This window comes from Sediminitomix flava, assembly GCF_003149185.1.
GTDB classification, from domain to species: Bacteria; Bacteroidota; Bacteroidia; order Cytophagales; family Flammeovirgaceae; genus Sediminitomix; species Sediminitomix flava.
Genome location: NZ_QGDO01000006.1, coordinates 113,098 through 130,063 on the forward strand (window position 1 = coordinate 113,098; position 16,966 = coordinate 130,063).

Consider the following 16,966-nt stretch of genomic DNA (forward strand, 5'->3'; position numbering starts at 1 on the left):
TATCTGAATCCGACTTAAAAAAGAAAGAAGAATACTTCTGTAAGTATTCTTCTTTTAGTTTAATCAATTTTTCCGACTAGAGTGAAAAGTTCGGTGTTTTTACCATTTATAAATTTAAAAAGGCAAAATGCCTATGTAAGATTTTAGCGAGAAGGTAAAAGTTTTGAGCGTACCTCACCGAAACCAACGCGAAGATCACCTTTTTGGCAATGAGCGCTCATAACCACAGTATCTCCATCACGTAGAAATTTTCGAGTTTCTCCGTTTGATAAAGGGACTTCTTTTTGTCCTGCCCAAGAAAGTTCGAGCATAGAAGCAAAGCTATCTGGAGTAGAACCACTAAGGGTACCAGAAGCCATCATATCTCCAACTCTAATGTTACAGCCATTAACGGTGTGATGTGTCAATTGCTGCGCCATAGTCCAATACATATATTTGAAATTGGAATTACAGACAACCGTTTCTTCACTATTTTCGGGAGCAATGGCTACACTCAAGTTGATATCATAGCTTTTATTTCCTTCATATTGTAAGTAAGGAAGAGGTTTTGGGTCTTGAGTAGGACTTTCTACTCGGAAAGGTTCAAGAGCATCCATTGTCACGATCCAAGGGGAGATAGAAGAGGCAAAGTTTTTTCCTAAGAACGGACCTAAAGGAACGTATTCCCATTTCTGAATGTCACGAGCAGACCAATCGTTAAAAACCACCATTCCGAAAATATGATCTTCGGCATTTTCTGTGGAAACAGTTTCTCCTAGTTCCGTATTTTTCCCAATGATAAATGCCATTTCCAATTCGAAATCCATTCTTTTTGAAGGACCAAATTCGGGTGTATCAGCTTCTGCAGCTAAAGTTTGCCCTTTGGGTCTGTGGATATCTGTGCCCGAAACTACGATGGAAGATGCTCTACCATGATAACCAACAGGTAAATGTTTCCAGTTTGGCATAAGTGCATTATCAGCTCCTCTGAACATCGTCCCGACATTTGTGGCATGTTCGATAGAGGAATAAAAATCTGTATAATCTCCGATTTCTACAGGAAGAAGCATTTCTGCATCAGCCATTTCAACCAAGACATCTGTTTTGAAACTTTGTAATGCATCATTCTCACTATCCAATAACTCTGTTAGTTTCTGTCTGACAGCAGTCCAATTTTTCTTACCTAAAGAAATAAAGTTATTGAGAGATGAAGAAGAGAAAACACTAGTGTCAATATTTAAGTCATCGAAGAATCCTAGACGAGCAACTTCTTCGAGCACCAATATTTGTTCTCCAATGGCAACGCCTACGCTCGCTCCTCTTTTTTCAGTTTGGAAAATGCCATAGGGCAGGTTTTGGATAGGGAAGTCTGAGTTTTCAGGAACATGTACCCAAGAGTCTTGTAGTTTTTGTGTTGTTGTTTTCATGGTTTATTGTGTTTATCACTTTATAAATCGGTGATAGTGTGAATTGTTTTTGAGTTATGCTTCTAAAAGATAGAAAGTTCCTAGCTTTTTTTGAGTGCTTATTCCGATTAAAATCGGTGTGAATGAGTCAATGAAGCTGTTTCTTATCATATGAAAAGTACAAAAGCATCTAAACTGAAGATATAAATCCTTCACCATTGCAGCAATGTTTGTATTTTTGTCTGAAGGAGCTAAATAAAAAGGAGAAGATGATAGTTATTGAGCAAGCCCAAGAAGCGCTAAAAAAGTATTTTGGTTACGATCAATTTCGTCCCCATCAAGAAGAAGTCATTAAGGCTGTACTTGAAGGGAAAGACGCTTTGGTGCTGATGCCAACAGGTGGAGGTAAGTCAATTTGTTACCAAATACCTGCTTTGGTGAAAAATGGCGTAGCTATTATCGTATCGCCTTTGATTGCTCTGATGAAAGATCAGGTAGAAGGGCTTCGAAACAACGGTGTGGCTGCAGCTTATCTGAATTCTACTCAGAGTGGACAAGAGCAGCAGATGATTGAAAATAGTTTGCTGAATGGCCAACTGAAAATGTTGTATGTTTCTCCAGAGAAATTATTGACACAGCATTTTATCCGTTTGGTTTCTCATGTTCCTGTGAGCCTTTTTGCCATAGACGAAGCACACTGTATTTCGCAATGGGGGCACGATTTCAGACCAGAGTATACACAGCTCTCATTTATGAAGTCGCAATTCCCAAATATCCCACTGATTGCGCTTACTGCTACTGCCGATAAAATTACACGAAGGGATATTCTTCATCAGCTCCATATTCCGAATGCAGAAGTTTTCTTAAGTTCCTTTGACCGTCCAAACTTGAGTTTGACGGTTGCCGGTGGTCAGAAGAGAATTCAGAAAATCATTCAGTTTATAGAGAAACGTCCTTATCAGTCGGGAATCATTTACTGCTTGAGTCGAAAATCTACAGAAAGTGTAGCTTCAAGTCTTCGAAAAGAAGGATTGAAAGTAGCCCATTATCATGCAGGAATGAGTGCTCAGCAACGAGCGAAAGTACAGGAAGATTTCCTTCGAGATAGAACACCTATTATTTGTGCGACCATTGCTTTCGGGATGGGAATTGATAAATCCAATGTTCGTTGGGTGATTCATTATAACATGCCTAAAAACTTGGAAGGCTATTACCAAGAAATTGGCCGTGCAGGTCGTGACGGACTTCCGGGAGAGACTTTACTTTTCTACAGTTATGCTGATGTGATTGCGCAACGCAAGTTTGTAGAAGAAAGTGGGCAACGAGATTTACAGCAAGCCAAGCTGGAACGCATGAAGCAATATGCGGAGTCGTTGACTTGTCGTCGAAAAATCTTGTTGAGTTACTTTGGAGAATCTTTAGAGCACAATTGCGGAAACTGTGATGTCTGTAAAAATCCTCCGAAGTTCTTTGATGGTACAGTGATCGCACAGAAAGCACTTTCGGCATGCGTTCGTCTGAAAGAGGAAGTTTCTACAGGTATGCTGATCGATGTATTGAGAGGCTCAACCCGAATTGACCTTCGTCAGAAAGGTTATGATCAGATCAAGACTTATGGCGCTGGACGTGATTTATCTTTTATTGATTGGCAACAGTATTTCCAACAAATGCTCAATTTGGGCTTGGTGGAAATTGCCTACGATCAAAACAGCCATGTGCGAGTAACAGAGGCAGGGCGTGAAGTCCTTTTTCAAGGAAAGAAAATAGAATTTACACATCTATCCGAATTTGAAGAAAGAACTCAAAAGCAGAAAGCTGCCGAAAAACCAAAAACAAAAGAACAGTTATTCAGAGAAGAACTGTTCGAACAACTTTGGAAACTTCGTAAAGAAATTGCAGAACAAGAAAATCTGCCACCTCACCTTGTCTTTAACGATACGACGATCTCAGAAATGGCAAGTGACCGTCCGTACACAATCACAGATGTCAGAAATATATCGGGTGTCAGTGAAGAGAAACTTCGTAAATATGGTCGTCCATTTATCTCAGCTATTGCGAAGTTTATCTACGATAAATATGTAGATGGAAACAGAATTAAAGGAGGGACACAACTGTGGAGTTACAATCTTTTGAAAAGAGGAATGCCTGTTTCAGAAATTATAAAGGTAAGAAAGCTATCGGCTGGAAGTGTGTATGGACACTTTGCTTTCCTCTATGAGCATGGATACAATATTGATATTTTTAAATATATCAGCCATGATGAGCTAGACCGAGTGAAATTGGTTTGTATGAAACTCGGCACTAAGGACACGCTAGAAAGAAAAATAGGAGAGAGTATCAATCCAAAACTTGAACAGTATAAAGTTGGACTAGCATTAGCACATTTTAGAAGGTTTGGTTTAAATTAGGAGAATATTAGAAAGTTGTGTTCACGCTTTGATGTGAATACAACTTCATATTACTCTTTGTTGATTAGCTAAACTTTTTAAAGTTAAATGGAAATTTTTCTGAACTCAGAAACATGGGTAGCCTTACTTACCCTTACTTTTTTAGAGATTGTTTTAGGGATAGACAATATTATTTTCATCTCAATTGTCACGAATAAACTACCAAAAGAACAACAACCGAAAGCAAGGAATATAGGATTATTACTAGCACTCGTTTTTAGGGTTGGATTGTTGCTTGGTCTCTCTCATATTATTGGAATGACAAAACCTTTGTTTACGGTTTTAGAGTTTGAGGTGAGTGGACGTGATTTGGTACTATTTATTGGAGGACTTTTTCTTATCTATAAATCCACCTCAGAGATCCATCATAAAATAGAAGGAGAAGAACATACCGAAGAATCTTCGAATGGAAAGAAACATAGTTTTAATAGCATCATTACTCAGATTGTATTGTTGGATATAGTCTTTTCTTTCGATAGTATTCTAACAGCAATTGGTTTGACTGAGCATGTTCTCATCATGATTACGGCTGTAATTATTTCATTATTTATCATGATGGCATTCTCTGGAAAAATAGCAGATTTTATCAATGCACATCCGAGTCTTCAGATATTAGCTTTATCATTTCTAATTCTGATTGGTTTCATGCTAGTGCTAGATGCATTCCATAATCATGTGCCAAAAGGATATATCTATTTTGCAGTTGCTTTTTCGCTTGGTGTAGAGTTCTTAAATATGAGATTTAGGAAAAAAAATGTTCGAACTCAGTCGAAGTAGAAATATGCTTTTAAAGTACTTTTTTGTACGATATAAAGATATTTAAGGATAATTAATAAGTGTGTATGATGTTAGCTAATCGAATATTTTTTTAAGAATTTTTTAAAATATTATTAAAAAATTTATATATTGCATACATACCAATTCAATTATTTATCAATATAGAAATTCATGGAATTTCGTTTTTACTACTTATACTCATTGCAAAAGCCTATTCCTTTTAGGGAATAGGCTTTTTCTTTTTAATGAATAAAAAGTTTGAATTCATTTTTTTATTTATTCAATGGAATAAACTTTTCTTTTCCCCTTAGAAGGTCAAAAAACATGACAAAATCAGATGCTAAGCTGTAGAAAGGATAGGTGAAAGTGGCGGGTTTATTTTTCTCAAAGAAAGCATGACCAACCCAAGCAAAACCATAACCAGCCAAAGGCATTCCCCATAAATAGTTAGCATTTTGAAGATAGACTGAAAGGCCAAGAAAAATAAATACGATGAAAGTTCCGATAAAGTGAAGCGTACGACAAGTTGTATTTGAATGCTCAGCTAAATAGTAGGGATAAAATTCTTTAAAGCTTTTGTATTTCTTTTCACTCATGAGTAGTTCGTTTTTGTGTTGATAAGTTGGTGATTTTAAATGATAGAAGATACAAATTTTTCATTTGAAAGTTATAAAAAATAAAACCCCAAAGAGCAATTAAGCTCTTTGGGGTAAACACACTACATTTATTCTGAGAGTAATTATTCGTTGATTGTGATCGTTAATTTACCATCATAATAAGTGGTCTCAAGATCAACATCAGCAATTTCAGTACCTGGGTCATAGCCATTCCAGTAGATATCAATTTCTACTTTTCCTGTAGCAGGATCATATGTACCATTTGAAGAAGACATGATCCAATAATCATCGCCATTACTTTCTCTAGTTCCGTAAAGTTGCTTAGGAATAGAAACTGTGCCATTCTCTTCATCGATTACTAGTTCGAATGAACCTACGAATAGGTAAACAGCATCACCCGTGATTTGAACTCTATCACAAGCTAAGCTTACTGGCTCTGCAGCAGAACCATCAGTATCTGTTCCACTGTATGCATCTGCATCAAAGAAATCTAGATAGTCAAGTGTAAGAGAGCTACCGATCAACATTTCACCTAAGCTAGTACAAGCTTTAAATGCACCCAATGAAATAGTAAGCTTACCATCATAGAATGAATCTTCAAGATCTACTTCTGAGATGTCAGTACCTCCAGCGTAACCATTCCAGTAAATGTCAACGTCAATTTCACCTGTTGTTGGATTATAAGTACCATCTGAAGAAGACATGATCCAATAGTCATCGCCATTGCTATCTCTAGTTCCGTAAAGTTGCTTAGGAATAGAAACTGTACCATTTTCCTCATTGAAAATCATTTCAAAAGAACCAACAAAAAGAGCAACAGCATCTCCAGTGAATCTGATACGGTCACACTCTAAAGAAGTTGGTTCAAGTGCAAGACCATTTTCATCTGTACCACTATAAGCATCAGCATCATAGAAGTCTAAGTAGTCTAAAGTAACAACTTGATTTAAATAAAGGTCAGATACAGAAATACACGATTCATATTCTGGGAAGTCATCGTTCATTAGCATAACTGAAGCTGATGAATAAGAATCTGCAGTACCAAGACCAACAGTTGCTCCAGTAGCTCCTGTAAGACTTACAGTTACACTGATATTTTCATCAATTAAATCATTATCGATTGCTTCTAGTTGAATAGTACCAAGGTATTCACCAGAACCCAATGTAACAGTTCCTCCAGTTACATCTTTCAATCTAGATTCCCAACCATCGGCACCCGTAATAGCATAAGTTACACTAACACTTCCAGAAGCATCTGTAGATGTTAATCGAACTGGGATTTGAATTTGTCCTGCAGTTCCATCAACTGATTCTGTAATGGTGAAGCTTGTTTCAGTAAGAGAAACGTATGCATCACCGCTGTAAATTACATCCGTATGTTCTTCACATGCCGCTAGACCTAGCGCCATTGTGGCACCAAAAAATAGCGATTTGATATATTTTTTCATCATTGAATTTCGCTTTTAGAGTTAAAAATTATTGCCACATTGGAGATTGAACCAAGTTTGGATTTACAATCAATTCTCTTCTTGGAATTGGGAATACCCATCTTTTATCTCCAGCAGGTAGGTTATTAACAGTAACCTTTGGCTCATCAGCCATAGCACTTCTATCTAAGTCCTTACCCAAACGTTTGAGGTCATAGAAACGATGACCTTCAAAAGCTAACTCTCTTCTTCTTTCATCCAAGATTTCTTGCTCACTAAGAGAAGTAAGGTTTGCAACACCTCTGTTGGCTCTCAACGTATTTAGTCTTGTTAGAGCTTGAGTGGCGTTATTTGTTCTGAAGTGTGCTTCAGCACTGATTAAATACATTTCACTAACTCTAAGGACATCTAGAGATCTATTTTGAAGAAATGCTCCACCATCGTTAGTAGAGAATTTTTTGACTAAAGTACCAAGAGTAGCATCCTCTAAGAAGAAAGCATCATATCTAGCATCACCAGCTTCGTATAGATCAATTAACTCTTGAGAAGCTCTTCTCGTTACACCTGCTTCATTCGCAGCCCAATATCCTGTAATGTATTCATCATCTACTTTACTGAAAGCTCTGAAAAGAACTTCTCCTTCACTCACACTACTCCAATTTGAGACAAAAGCATCAGCTCCTAAAAGTGAAGTCTCAGTAATCACGTCATCAGCATATTTTGCAGCATTGGCATAATCTCCAGCATAAAGTGCTACACGTGCAGCAAGAGCTTTTACACTAACTTCATTGAAACGGTAGATATCAACAGCGCCTTTTCCACTTAAAAGCGAAATAGCTTCATCAAGATCTGCGAAGATTTGATCATATACTTCAGCGACTGTATTTCTTGAAGGGTAAGAAACTTCAGAAGCTAACATTACTGGAATACCTGAATTTGCTTCAGAATGATTTCGATCTAATGATGTACCAAAGTTTTTCAGAAGATCAAAGTGTCCCATCGCTCTCAAAGCAAGAGCTTCTCCTCTGATTTGTTCCTCTAGATACGCGTCTTCACCTGTAAATTCTTCAAGTTTAGCTATAGTGAAGTTAGCTCTGTCGATTAAGATGTAACCATCAAACCACGCATTTTCTAATCCTCCACTGATCACTGTGAAATCAAAGTTACCAAAGATAAGTACAGTACCTCCACCAGTACTTGGTGTGTTGTATACATTATCAGACATCATTTCAGGGATATTCATACTGTAGTGCAAGTAGTCTGCCCCTACCTCAATAATTGAGTTGTATGAACCAATCAAGGCTTTCTTAACATCCTCTACAGATTGGAATGCATTTAATTCCGTCTGACTTTCAAATGGCTCTTCTTCCAAAAAATTCTCACAACTGCTAAAAGCCATAGAAGCAGCCATAAGTGCTATGATCGATTTATTTATGAATTTCATATTTATTCTCTTTAAGGTTTTAGAAAGTCAAGTCAACACCGAATGTAAGTACCTTACTCAATGGGTAAGCGTTGTTTACATTAGTACTTCCTGTACCGTTATTTGTTGACTGAACAGCCGTTGACATTTCAGGGTCAATACCCGTGAAAGATGTGAAAGTATACAAGTTCTCTCCTTGAGCGTAGAATCTAGCTTTTTCAACACCTAGTTTCTTTGTCCAAGTTTGAGGAAGTGTATATGCCAACGAAAGGTTTTTCAATCTTAAGAAAGAAGCATCTTCCCAATGGTCAGTTGTTGCGAATAATGCTTGACCTGACTCTGCTTTAGGGTAAGCAGAAATGTCTCCTGGCTTTTGCCAAGAATCTAACAGTTTAGTTGAGTGGTTTTGATCTGCATAAAGCACTCTTTCAATCTCAACTCTATCCCAGTTTAGTTTTGTTGCTCCTTGCTCCCAGTTGAAAAGAGCTCTAAGCTCAAGTCCTTTCCATGTGAACGTAGTTCCAAATCCACCAAACCAAGGTGCTTCAGTAGTTCCAAGAACAATTCTTTCAGCTTGGTTGATATCATCAACAATGCTTCCATCAGAATTTCTGAAAAGTAAACGACCAGTAGCAGGGTCTACACCTACTTTATCGTAAGCTCTAGCTAAGAACAATTGCTCTCCTTCAATATTTGCAAGTTCATCAACTTGAAGTTGTCCAACACCTCTGTATTCTACACCTTCTTCATTCAACTCAACTGCTTTAGACTGATTACGAGTTAGGTTAGCAAAAAGTGAAACTCTCAAATCTTGAGTTAAGTTAAACTCAGAATTTAATGTAAGCTCAACCCCTTGGTTATTCAAGTGAGCATTGTTTCTTGTTTGACTGCTGAAACCAGAAGTGTAAGGTAGTGGCGTATTGATGAATGATTCAAAGGAGTTATTGTTGTAGTAGTTGATACTACCTCCAAGTTTTCCTCCGAATAAAGCAAAGTCAACACCAGCATTCAATTGCTTAGAAACTTCCCATTGTAAGTCTGGGTTTGAAGGCTTATCTCTGTATAAACCAGCTCTACCATTATAACTGATAGGGCTAAGAGTTGCTAGAGAACCGTATCTGCTAATTGCTCCTTGGTTACCAACAGTACCATAAGATACGCGAAGCTTAAGGTTGTCAATCAATTCTGAATCTTGAAGGAATGCCTCGTCAGAAAGAACCCAACCAGCACCAATACTGTAGAAATCACCCCATTTTTTGTTTTCACCAAATACAGAAGTACCATCTCTACGATAAACCCCTCTTAAGATATATTTTCCTTTGTAGTCATAATCAACATTTGCGAAATAAGACATTTGAGTAAAACGCTTATCATAAGCACCTGTAACACTTGGTTGGAAAATGTCAGGAGAATGTAATGCAGGTGAAACGACATCAGTGAATCCATAAGCATCAAATCCTTCTGTAATACCATCTTCCAAAATATATTCTTGGAAAATACCAGCCGAAATTGTGTGGTCACCGAAAGATTTATCGAATTGTAGAGCACTTGTACCTGTCACTAAATAATCTTGATAGTTACGAACACTTAGGCTTCCTTTATCACCAGGAGTCAAGTTTGCGTAAAGGCTATTAGGGGAAATAGCATCTTTTGTACGCTCTTGGTCGTATTCAACACCTGTTCTTGACCAAACTTTCAAGAAGTCAGTCAATTCATATGTAAGCTTCAAACTAGAAACAATACCTAGAAGAGAACTTGAGTTCTCACCTTTATCAATTCTTTCAAATGCATTTGAACCGTTGTAGTCAAGTGGAAGATACTCTCCGTTTTCATCTTGACTTTGGTAGTATGGAAGCATTGTAAGTACATTGTATGCATCATTTCTATAAATGTTATCGATCGTTGCAATACCCACTTGTGTTCTTAGGTCTACATCTAATCGTCCCATTTTTTGAGAAAGGTTCATACGAACTGTACCTCTTTCCATACCTGTTTTACGAACTACACCTTCTTGCGTGAAGTAGTTACCTGAAATATAGTATTTGCTATCATCATCACCACCTGAAAGACTCAATTGGTGTGATTGCGTAATACCTGTACGATAGAACTCATCAAACCAGTTAGAAGTAACATCTGTATTTGGCTCTTGAAGCATGTAGCCATAACTTCCTGGTGCATATGTAGGTCCATCTTGAATCATTTCTTCAAACTGCTCTCTTTGTTCTGAATCCATCATGTCGAATCCATTTGTTGTAGCTTCAGCAAAACCCATATAAGAGTTAAGTTTTAGAGTAGCTTTTTCAGAACCTGCTTTTGTAGTAACAACTACTACACCATTAGCACCTCTAGAACCGTACATAGCTACTGCAGAGGCATCTTTCAAAACCTGATAAGAGCTAAAGTCGTTAGGGTTAAGAGTTGCGAAAGTTCTTCCGTCTACTTGTACCCCATCTACAATAAATAAAGCTTGGTTAGCTCCAGCTAAAGAACCTGTACCTCTAATTTTTACAGAAGCGGCAGCACCAGGTGCTTTAGAGTTCATGTTTACTTGCACACCGGCTACTTGTCCTTGAAGCGCTTGTTCAAAAGTAGGAACTGGTCTTTGTTCAAGTGCTGTAGCGTCTACAACAGCTACAGTAGAAGTCATTTTTTTAACGTCTTGTGATGAGTAACCATCAACAACGACTTCTTGTAATTGAAGAAGATCTTCTTCAAGAGTAATTTCAAAATTAGTTTGATTACCTATCTCTACTAGTTGGGTCTTATAACCTACAAATCTAACTTCGAGAGTTGTAGCCCCAGCTGGTACCGATAACTTAAATTCACCATCTATCCCTGTAACTGTACCTGTTGTTGTGTCTTTAATAAGTACAGAAACTCCTGGCAATGGATAAGTTCCATCGCTAACAGTACCTGCGATGAACCTTTCTTGTGCTAATCCTGCTGCGCAAAATGTTATGAGCAGAAGAATGGTAGAAAATAGTTGCTTCATAAATGATAAATAATTGAGTGGCTCTATGTATAGCTTATTGTTATAATAAAATCATTAGCCTCAATGAAAAAGTATTCACTGAATGAGTAATCCAATATTTAGTCTACACTTCAATGTTAGGAGATTAAATATAGGGGTGCATGAACGAGGCCCTAGAATAGGGTGTCATGTTGTCTTTGAGAAAGTGTTGTTGAGAAATCATGTATAAAGAAAATTATACATGTGCAATCGTTAGTTTTTGAGGTAAAATAATAGCGTAAACGTAGTACGCATAGATCGTTAAACACACAAACTGATTGCTTTCACATGATAGTGAAAACTAACAGTCAAATATTGGTTGAAGTCCTTGTAGTTGAAAAGACTTACAAAAAGAAACGTTATGGTTGTTGGAAAAAGTCATTTGTTTTGCTTTTCGCTTTACACAATTTTATATAATAATTGTAAATTTTCCAAAAAGGAATGATAAATTTTTAAATGGAATTATCCAATTATTATGAATTTATACATAGGTGTATAAAGTACGTCTAAATAATTATTTGTCAGTTGTTTATGTGAGTGAATCTATTTTGATTCAATTCAAACACTTTTGAAATAGGTGTTTTAAGGAGGGGAAGAGTTAATTTATAGTTACTTTTGTACAGTGGAAAAATCGCAGTCTAACCAACAACTAGAAGAAGGTTATTACCTCCTAAATTTTTTAAAATTAATAGACTTTGTTTGTGTGCAATATGATGATCTTCTTTCCGAAGAGGAGAAATTATTTGTAGAACAATTCAGAAGTTTATCTCAAGATGCACAACGATTGTACGTTCGATTGTTGAGTAGGAAAGGGCCTTATTTTTTAAGCTCAAAACTTCAGTATAAAGAGGTATTATCAATAGAAAATGCAATTACTGAACTGATAGATGATGACTTTGCAAAAAGTAATGATCGAGAGAATGCAGTTGTTGCACTTTATACGCTAACGAAAAGTGAATTAGTTGATTGGTTAAGTGTACAGTCGTTTCCATTTCCAAGTAGTTTTACAAAGGCTAAAAAACAGACAATCATTTCGTATCTGTTAGAAATGGAAAATGATAGTCTTTGGGATGCAATCGATTCTTCCATGAATTTTATTAGCCTTGAAAAACTAACGTATGTTCAGTTATTCAGATTGTTGTTTTTCGGGAACCTCGAACAAGAGCTTCATGAGTTTATTTTGGAGGATTTGGGTGTACTCAAATATGAGAATTACCCAATTCGGAAAGAAGATCGTTTTTTTCAGACCAGAGAAGTTATAGAAGCGAGTTTTTTGATGACTAACCTTAAAACTGAATTATGGTTGGCACAAGACGCTAAAGATGTAGATCGGGTTTTAGAACTTGGAGAAATTCTTCTTTCGTATCCTTTTCCTGAACGTTTGACCAAAAGAAGAGCTAAAGCGTGCAATCAGATAGGGCGATTTTTGGAAACCTTTAAACTTTGGGATCAAGCATTATTTTTCTATCAGCAAACAGAGCAGTCTCCTTCAAGAGAAAGACAGAGTAGAGTTTTAGATAAAGTGGGGGAGTTTGAGCAAGCACTTTCGATCTGTAATGAAATCATGAAGAATCCGAAAGATGACGAAGAAGCTGAGTTTGCTCAGATGTTTGGTGAGAAGTTAAAGAAGAAATTAGAACTACCTTTTGAAAAAGCGAAACGAGTAAATTACCCGACAGAAAATTTGATATTGAAGAAAATCGAAGTTCGAGTAGAGCAAAGTGTTCTTCAGTATTATCAGACTTTAGGTTATGATGGATTTTATACCGAAAATTTGATTTGGTCTGCTTTATTTGGTTTAGCTTTTTGGGATATCATTTTTCAGCCTGTACCTGCGGTATTTTTTCATGCTTATCAACGTGGTCCTGTAGATTTGTTTCAAACAGAGTTTAGGGAGAAGAGAGAGGTTGAAATAGCTGCTCGATTAAGAGAATTAGAAGAGGGTCAATTCTTAAGGAAATTAGTCTTGGAACGTTGGGACGAAAAGTACTTGACAGCAAATTGGTTGGTGAGCTGGAAAAAAGTAGAAAAGTATCAACTAGAAACAATCTTGGATTGGCTGTCGAGTAAACAGCTCGTTTTACTTTTTGATCAGATGAGTAAAAGTTTGAGTGATTTTAGGTCTGGTTTTCCCGATCTATTTATTTTTCACCCAAAAGAAGATAAATATGCTTTGGTAGAAGTAAAAGGTCCCGGAGATCAGCTAAGATCGAACCAAAGAAGATGGTTACGTTTTTTTGCTAATCATCAGATTCCACATTTTGTAGCAAAAGTGAAATGGGATGAATAGGAAATAAAAAAGCCGAAAGCAATTTGAGTTGCTTCCGGCTTATATTTTTGATCAGTAAACTGATTATTTATTTTTCATTACAGTTTCAGTACGGTCTGGACCTAAAGAAACGATAGTGATAGGCACCTTGATGTAATCTTCGATATACTTCACGTAGTCAAGAAGCGCTGCAGGAAGTTGATCGAAATCTACTGAAGGGTTAACTTCTTGATTCCATCCTTTCAATGTATCATAGATTGGTTCAGCTACATCTTCCAAATCGAATGGTACTTCTTCTGTGATAGAACCATCTTTCAATTTGTATGAAGTACATACCTTGATCTCTTCAAAGTTGTTCAATACGTCAGCTTTCATCATGAATAGCTCAGTTGCACCGTTCAACATTACTGCATATTTAAGCGCAGGAAGATCTAACCAACCACAACGTCTTTCACGACCTGTAGTAGCACCAAACTCATGACCTTGTTGTTGGATTTGCTTTCCAACTTCGTCAAATAGTTCCGTAGGGAATGGACCAGCACCTACACGCGTACAGTAAGCTTTGAAGATACCGTAAATGTTTTTCTGACGGTTTGGTGCAACACCAAGACCTACAGAAGCACCAGCACCAAATGTATTTGAGCTTGTTACGAATGGATAAGATCCGAAATCGATATCCAGCAAAGAACCTTGAGCACCTTCAGCCAATACTTTCTTACCAGCATCAAGCGCATCGTTGATCATGTATTCGCTGTTTACGAACTCAACTTTAGTTTTGAAGTACTCAACAGCCTCCATGAATTTCGCTTCCATTTCAGCAAGAGCTGAATAATCGAAGTCGTAGAATTCAAGAATAGTCTTATGTTGATCTACTAACTTAGTGTAACGCTCTTTGAAGTTATCTGCGAACAAATCTCCAGTACGAAGACCTACACGAGCAGATTTATCTTGGTAAGTAGGGCCAATACCTTTTAGTGTTGAACCGATCTTATCTTTCCCTTTGCTTTTTTCGTAAGCAGCATCAAGCAAACGGTGAGATGGGATAATCAAGTGTGTCTTTTTAGACATCTTTAGTTTATCAGTAACAGAGAATCCTGCTTCTTCTAGTTTTACAATCTCATCTTTCAAGATTGTCAAATCTAGTACTACACCATTACCAATAATATTTTGGGTATTGTCTTGGAAGATACCTGAAGGGATTTGGTGAAGAACATATTTTTGTCCTTCAAATTCCAAAGTATGCCCTGCATTTGGTCCTCCTTGGAAACGAGCAACAACATCATATTGAGGAGCTAGAACATCGACAACCTTGCCTTTGCCCTCATCACCCCATTGCATTCCGAGTAAAATATCCATCTTTCTATCTATCTATTATAATAGGTATTTTCAACCTAAGTTTATTCGCAAAATCTATCCTCTCGCTTGCTGACGCAACAAACGCACTCCTTCCGAGCGAGTGTCAACAGTGACAAACGCTAAATCTAATTTTGTAATCTTTAGGAGCTTTTTGGTTTGAGCGGGAGGGTTTATCAAAACCATATTGCCATGCAAATGGTCTACAAGGTTCAGAATACGTATCAATAGGCTCATACCACGACTATTGATATGTTTTATATCTGAAAGGTCTACGGCACAATGCTTCACGTTTTCGTTTAGGTGTAGGCGTGCTATTCTCACAAGTGCAGCTTCATGAGGTAAGCCAAGTAAATCTCCTTCAACTCTCAGAAGAAGAATATCATTATGTAAGTAATAGTCGAATATCACAATCCGTCAACTTAACTATAAAGACCGTTTCGTAAAAAAACCTTGCAAATATATTAAGAGTATTCCGATTAATAAATAATTTGAGCTATTACTACGATCATAATATCTCTAAAACCTTCAATTATTTTGAAAAGATAACTCTCTGTAGAACAAAAAAACTTACAATTTATATCCTATTTGAACTTTTTAGTTTTTTACAAGAGACTTCTTTTTACCCATAAAGTTTTTAATCAAAAAAATGTAACTCTTTAATTCTCCTTTGTTAACACTTCTGACAGTCTTGAAATTAAAAGTGTTTACCTTTTCGTTAGTTGTAGTTTGGTTTGTATTTTTATTGTCTCTATTGCAAAAAAATATATTTCATATTATGGTGTTAATTCGATTCATAGAAAATGATGTGATTTTGGAGATTCTTTGAAATTTTTTTGAATAAAAAATAGTGTTTTTCAAAAAATAGGGATTGACCTATGAAGAGATAATTTTGAGTCTTCACGATGTATTTTTGTTAAAATCAAAATCGATGGATTTGAAAAAAAAAGTGAAAAAAAAATCACTAGAATATTTGGAGGTTTATGTGGTTGATATTCAGTAGTTATTGCTTGTTTTTTAATGCTCTTTCTATGAATAATCCTACTTGTAAACATAGTGTTATCGGCGGTAGTAAAGATTCAACTCTATTTTGAATTGAAAAATCCATTAAATTTGTTGGATGCAAGGATGAGAATATGGTAAGATATCTTCATCAGCAGAGAATATATTTTCGTTAGACAAAGACAAACAATTTACGAGATTGGGAGTTCATTTTAGCTGAGTCACCTATGCTAGAGTGAAGAGTGTAAATTTTGTGATCATATGAATATTTTTGAAAAAAGAACAGCGTATAAACCATTTGAATATCCAGAGATTCTTCAGTTCACGGAGGCAATCAATCAGACGTATTGGGTGCATACAGAAGTGAATTTTGATGCTGATGTACAGGAGTTTAATACTGTTTTGAATGACAAGGAGAGATCTGCGATCACAAATGCACTAAAGGCAATTGCACAGGTAGAGGTAGCTGTAAAAACGTATTGGGGTAACCTTTACAACCACTTGCCAAAGCCTGAGTTTAATGGTTTGGGTTCTACTTTTGCAGAATGTGAATTCCGCCATTCTGAAGCATACAGCCGTTTGCTTGATGTGATTGGTGTGACAGATTTTGAAGAATTTATTCAAGATCCTGCTATTTCTGATCGTTTGTCGAAACTAGGAGAGTATATCTCATTGGGGAAAGCATACACTCCTCGTGAGTTTGCAATCTCTATGGCTACTTTTGCTTTGTTGGTTGAGAATGTTTCACTTTTTAGCCAGTTTGCAATTGTACTTTCATTTACGCGTTTCCAAGGCATCATGAAAAATGTAGCCAACCAGATCGCGTGGACGTCAAAAGATGAAAATGTACATGCAAAGGCAGGAATCTATATTTTCAATAAAGTTGTAGAAGAAAATCCTGAGATTTTTGACGAGGATTTGAAAGCTACGATCAGAGAAGTAGCTCATTTGTCTATGGAAACTGAAACTCGAATTCTAGATAAAATTTTCGAGAAAGGAGAGTTAGACAGTATTCCAAAGAATCGTTTGGTTGAATTTATGAAGCAACGTGTAAATGAGTCTTTTGAAGAGATTAATTTACCAGCACTTTTTGAAGTAGACTCAGAAGAAGTAAAACAAATGCGTTGGTTTGAAGAGGAAGTTTTTGGTAATAGCCAAGACGATTTCTTCGCGAAACGTGTGGTTGATTACAGTAAGCATGATACTGCTTTTTCTGAAGACGATTTATTCTAGTTTTTTATCAAGAATAATTTTTA

11 protein-coding genes are annotated in these 16,966 nt (G+C 36.6%); 4 read left to right on the forward strand and 7 right to left on the reverse strand.

Annotation, left to right across the window (positions count from 1 at the left end):
- Positions 1-143: 143 nt before the first annotated feature.
- Entirely contained in the window at positions 144-1,406 is a 1,263-nt protein-coding gene (gene fahA / locus BC781_RS19515; RefSeq protein ID WP_109621018.1) for a fumarylacetoacetase, read from the reverse strand.
- A 248-nt stretch (positions 1,407-1,654) separates the two neighbouring features.
- Here fahA and recQ point away from each other — a divergent pair, with 248 nt between their 5' ends.
- Both recQ and BC781_RS19525 read left to right on the forward strand, forming a co-directional pair.
- Positions 1,655-3,793, forward strand: a complete 2,139-nt coding sequence (gene recQ, locus BC781_RS19520) for a DNA helicase RecQ (protein ID WP_109621019.1) — start codon at positions 1,655-1,657, stop codon at positions 3,791-3,793.
- An 87-nt stretch (positions 3,794-3,880) separates the two neighbouring features.
- Entirely contained in the window at positions 3,881-4,609 is a 729-nt protein-coding gene (locus BC781_RS19525) for a TerC family protein (protein WP_109621021.1), read from the forward strand.
- A 272-nt stretch (positions 4,610-4,881) separates the two neighbouring features.
- Here the strand turns inward: BC781_RS19525 and BC781_RS19530 are convergent, their stop codons facing one another.
- The 4 genes from BC781_RS19530 to BC781_RS19545 all read right to left on the reverse strand — a co-directional run bounded on the left by BC781_RS19530 (position 4,882) and on the right by BC781_RS19545 (position 11,068).
- Entirely contained in the window at positions 4,882-5,205 is a 324-nt protein-coding gene (locus tag BC781_RS19530; protein WP_109621023.1) for a DUF962 domain-containing protein, read from the reverse strand.
- A 143-nt stretch (positions 5,206-5,348) separates the two neighbouring features.
- Complete coding sequence (locus tag BC781_RS19535; protein ID WP_109621025.1) at positions 5,349-6,677, reverse strand: hypothetical protein; 1,329 nt, start codon at positions 6,675-6,677, stop codon at positions 5,349-5,351.
- Positions 6,678-6,702: 25 nt separating this feature from the next.
- Positions 6,703-8,097: a RagB/SusD family nutrient uptake outer membrane protein gene (locus BC781_RS19540; RefSeq protein ID WP_109621027.1), complete on the reverse strand. Its 1,395-nt coding sequence runs from the start codon at positions 8,095-8,097 to the stop codon at positions 6,703-6,705.
- A gap of 19 nt (positions 8,098-8,116) precedes the next feature.
- Positions 8,117-11,068 (reverse strand): SusC/RagA family TonB-linked outer membrane protein, encoded by a 2,952-nt coding sequence (locus BC781_RS19545; protein ID WP_109621029.1) that lies wholly within the window; start codon positions 11,066-11,068, stop codon positions 8,117-8,119.
- Between the two features lie 640 nt (positions 11,069-11,708).
- On the opposite strand from BC781_RS19545, the gene BC781_RS19550 reads away from it, so the two are divergent.
- Positions 11,709-13,376, forward strand: coding sequence for a VRR-NUC domain-containing protein (locus BC781_RS19550; protein WP_109621031.1), 1,668 nt, complete (start codon positions 11,709-11,711; stop codon positions 13,374-13,376).
- A gap of 63 nt (positions 13,377-13,439) precedes the next feature.
- Here the strand turns inward: BC781_RS19550 and BC781_RS19555 are convergent, their stop codons facing one another.
- Positions 13,440-14,711: an adenylosuccinate synthase gene (locus tag BC781_RS19555; protein WP_109621033.1), complete on the reverse strand. Its 1,272-nt coding sequence runs from the start codon at positions 14,709-14,711 to the stop codon at positions 13,440-13,442.
- A 54-nt stretch (positions 14,712-14,765) separates the two neighbouring features.
- Complete coding sequence (locus BC781_RS19560; RefSeq protein ID WP_158281529.1) at positions 14,766-15,119, reverse strand: STAS domain-containing protein; 354 nt, start codon at positions 15,117-15,119, stop codon at positions 14,766-14,768.
- A gap of 852 nt (positions 15,120-15,971) precedes the next feature.
- Here BC781_RS19560 and BC781_RS19565 point away from each other — a divergent pair.
- Positions 15,972-16,943: a ribonucleotide-diphosphate reductase subunit beta gene (locus BC781_RS19565; protein WP_109621037.1), complete on the forward strand. Its 972-nt coding sequence runs from the start codon at positions 15,972-15,974 to the stop codon at positions 16,941-16,943.
- Positions 16,944-16,966 lie beyond the last annotated feature (23 nt).

Bases quoted from the DNA above. Each gene is read 5' to 3' on its own strand.
- fahA (WP_109621018.1), bottom strand. From the start codon at position 1,406: ATGAAAACAACAACACAAAAACTACAAGACTCTTGGGTACATGTTCCT.
- recQ (WP_109621019.1), top strand. From the start codon at position 1,655: ATGATAGTTATTGAGCAAGCCCAAGAAGCGCTAAAAAAGTATTTTGGT.
- BC781_RS19525 (WP_109621021.1), top strand. From the start codon at position 3,881: ATGGAAATTTTTCTGAACTCAGAAACATGGGTAGCCTTACTTACCCTT.
- BC781_RS19530 (WP_109621023.1), bottom strand. From the start codon at position 5,205: ATGAGTGAAAAGAAATACAAAAGCTTTAAAGAATTTTATCCCTACTAT.
- BC781_RS19535 (WP_109621025.1), bottom strand. From the start codon at position 6,677: ATGATGAAAAAATATATCAAATCGCTATTTTTTGGTGCCACAATGGCG.
- BC781_RS19540 (WP_109621027.1), bottom strand. From the start codon at position 8,097: ATGAAATTCATAAATAAATCGATCATAGCACTTATGGCTGCTTCTATG.
- BC781_RS19545 (WP_109621029.1), bottom strand. From the start codon at position 11,068: ATGAAGCAACTATTTTCTACCATTCTTCTGCTCATAACATTTTGCGCA.
- BC781_RS19555 (WP_109621033.1), bottom strand. From the start codon at position 14,711: ATGGATATTTTACTCGGAATGCAATGGGGTGATGAGGGCAAAGGCAAG.
- BC781_RS19565 (WP_109621037.1), top strand. From the start codon at position 15,972: ATGAATATTTTTGAAAAAAGAACAGCGTATAAACCATTTGAATATCCA.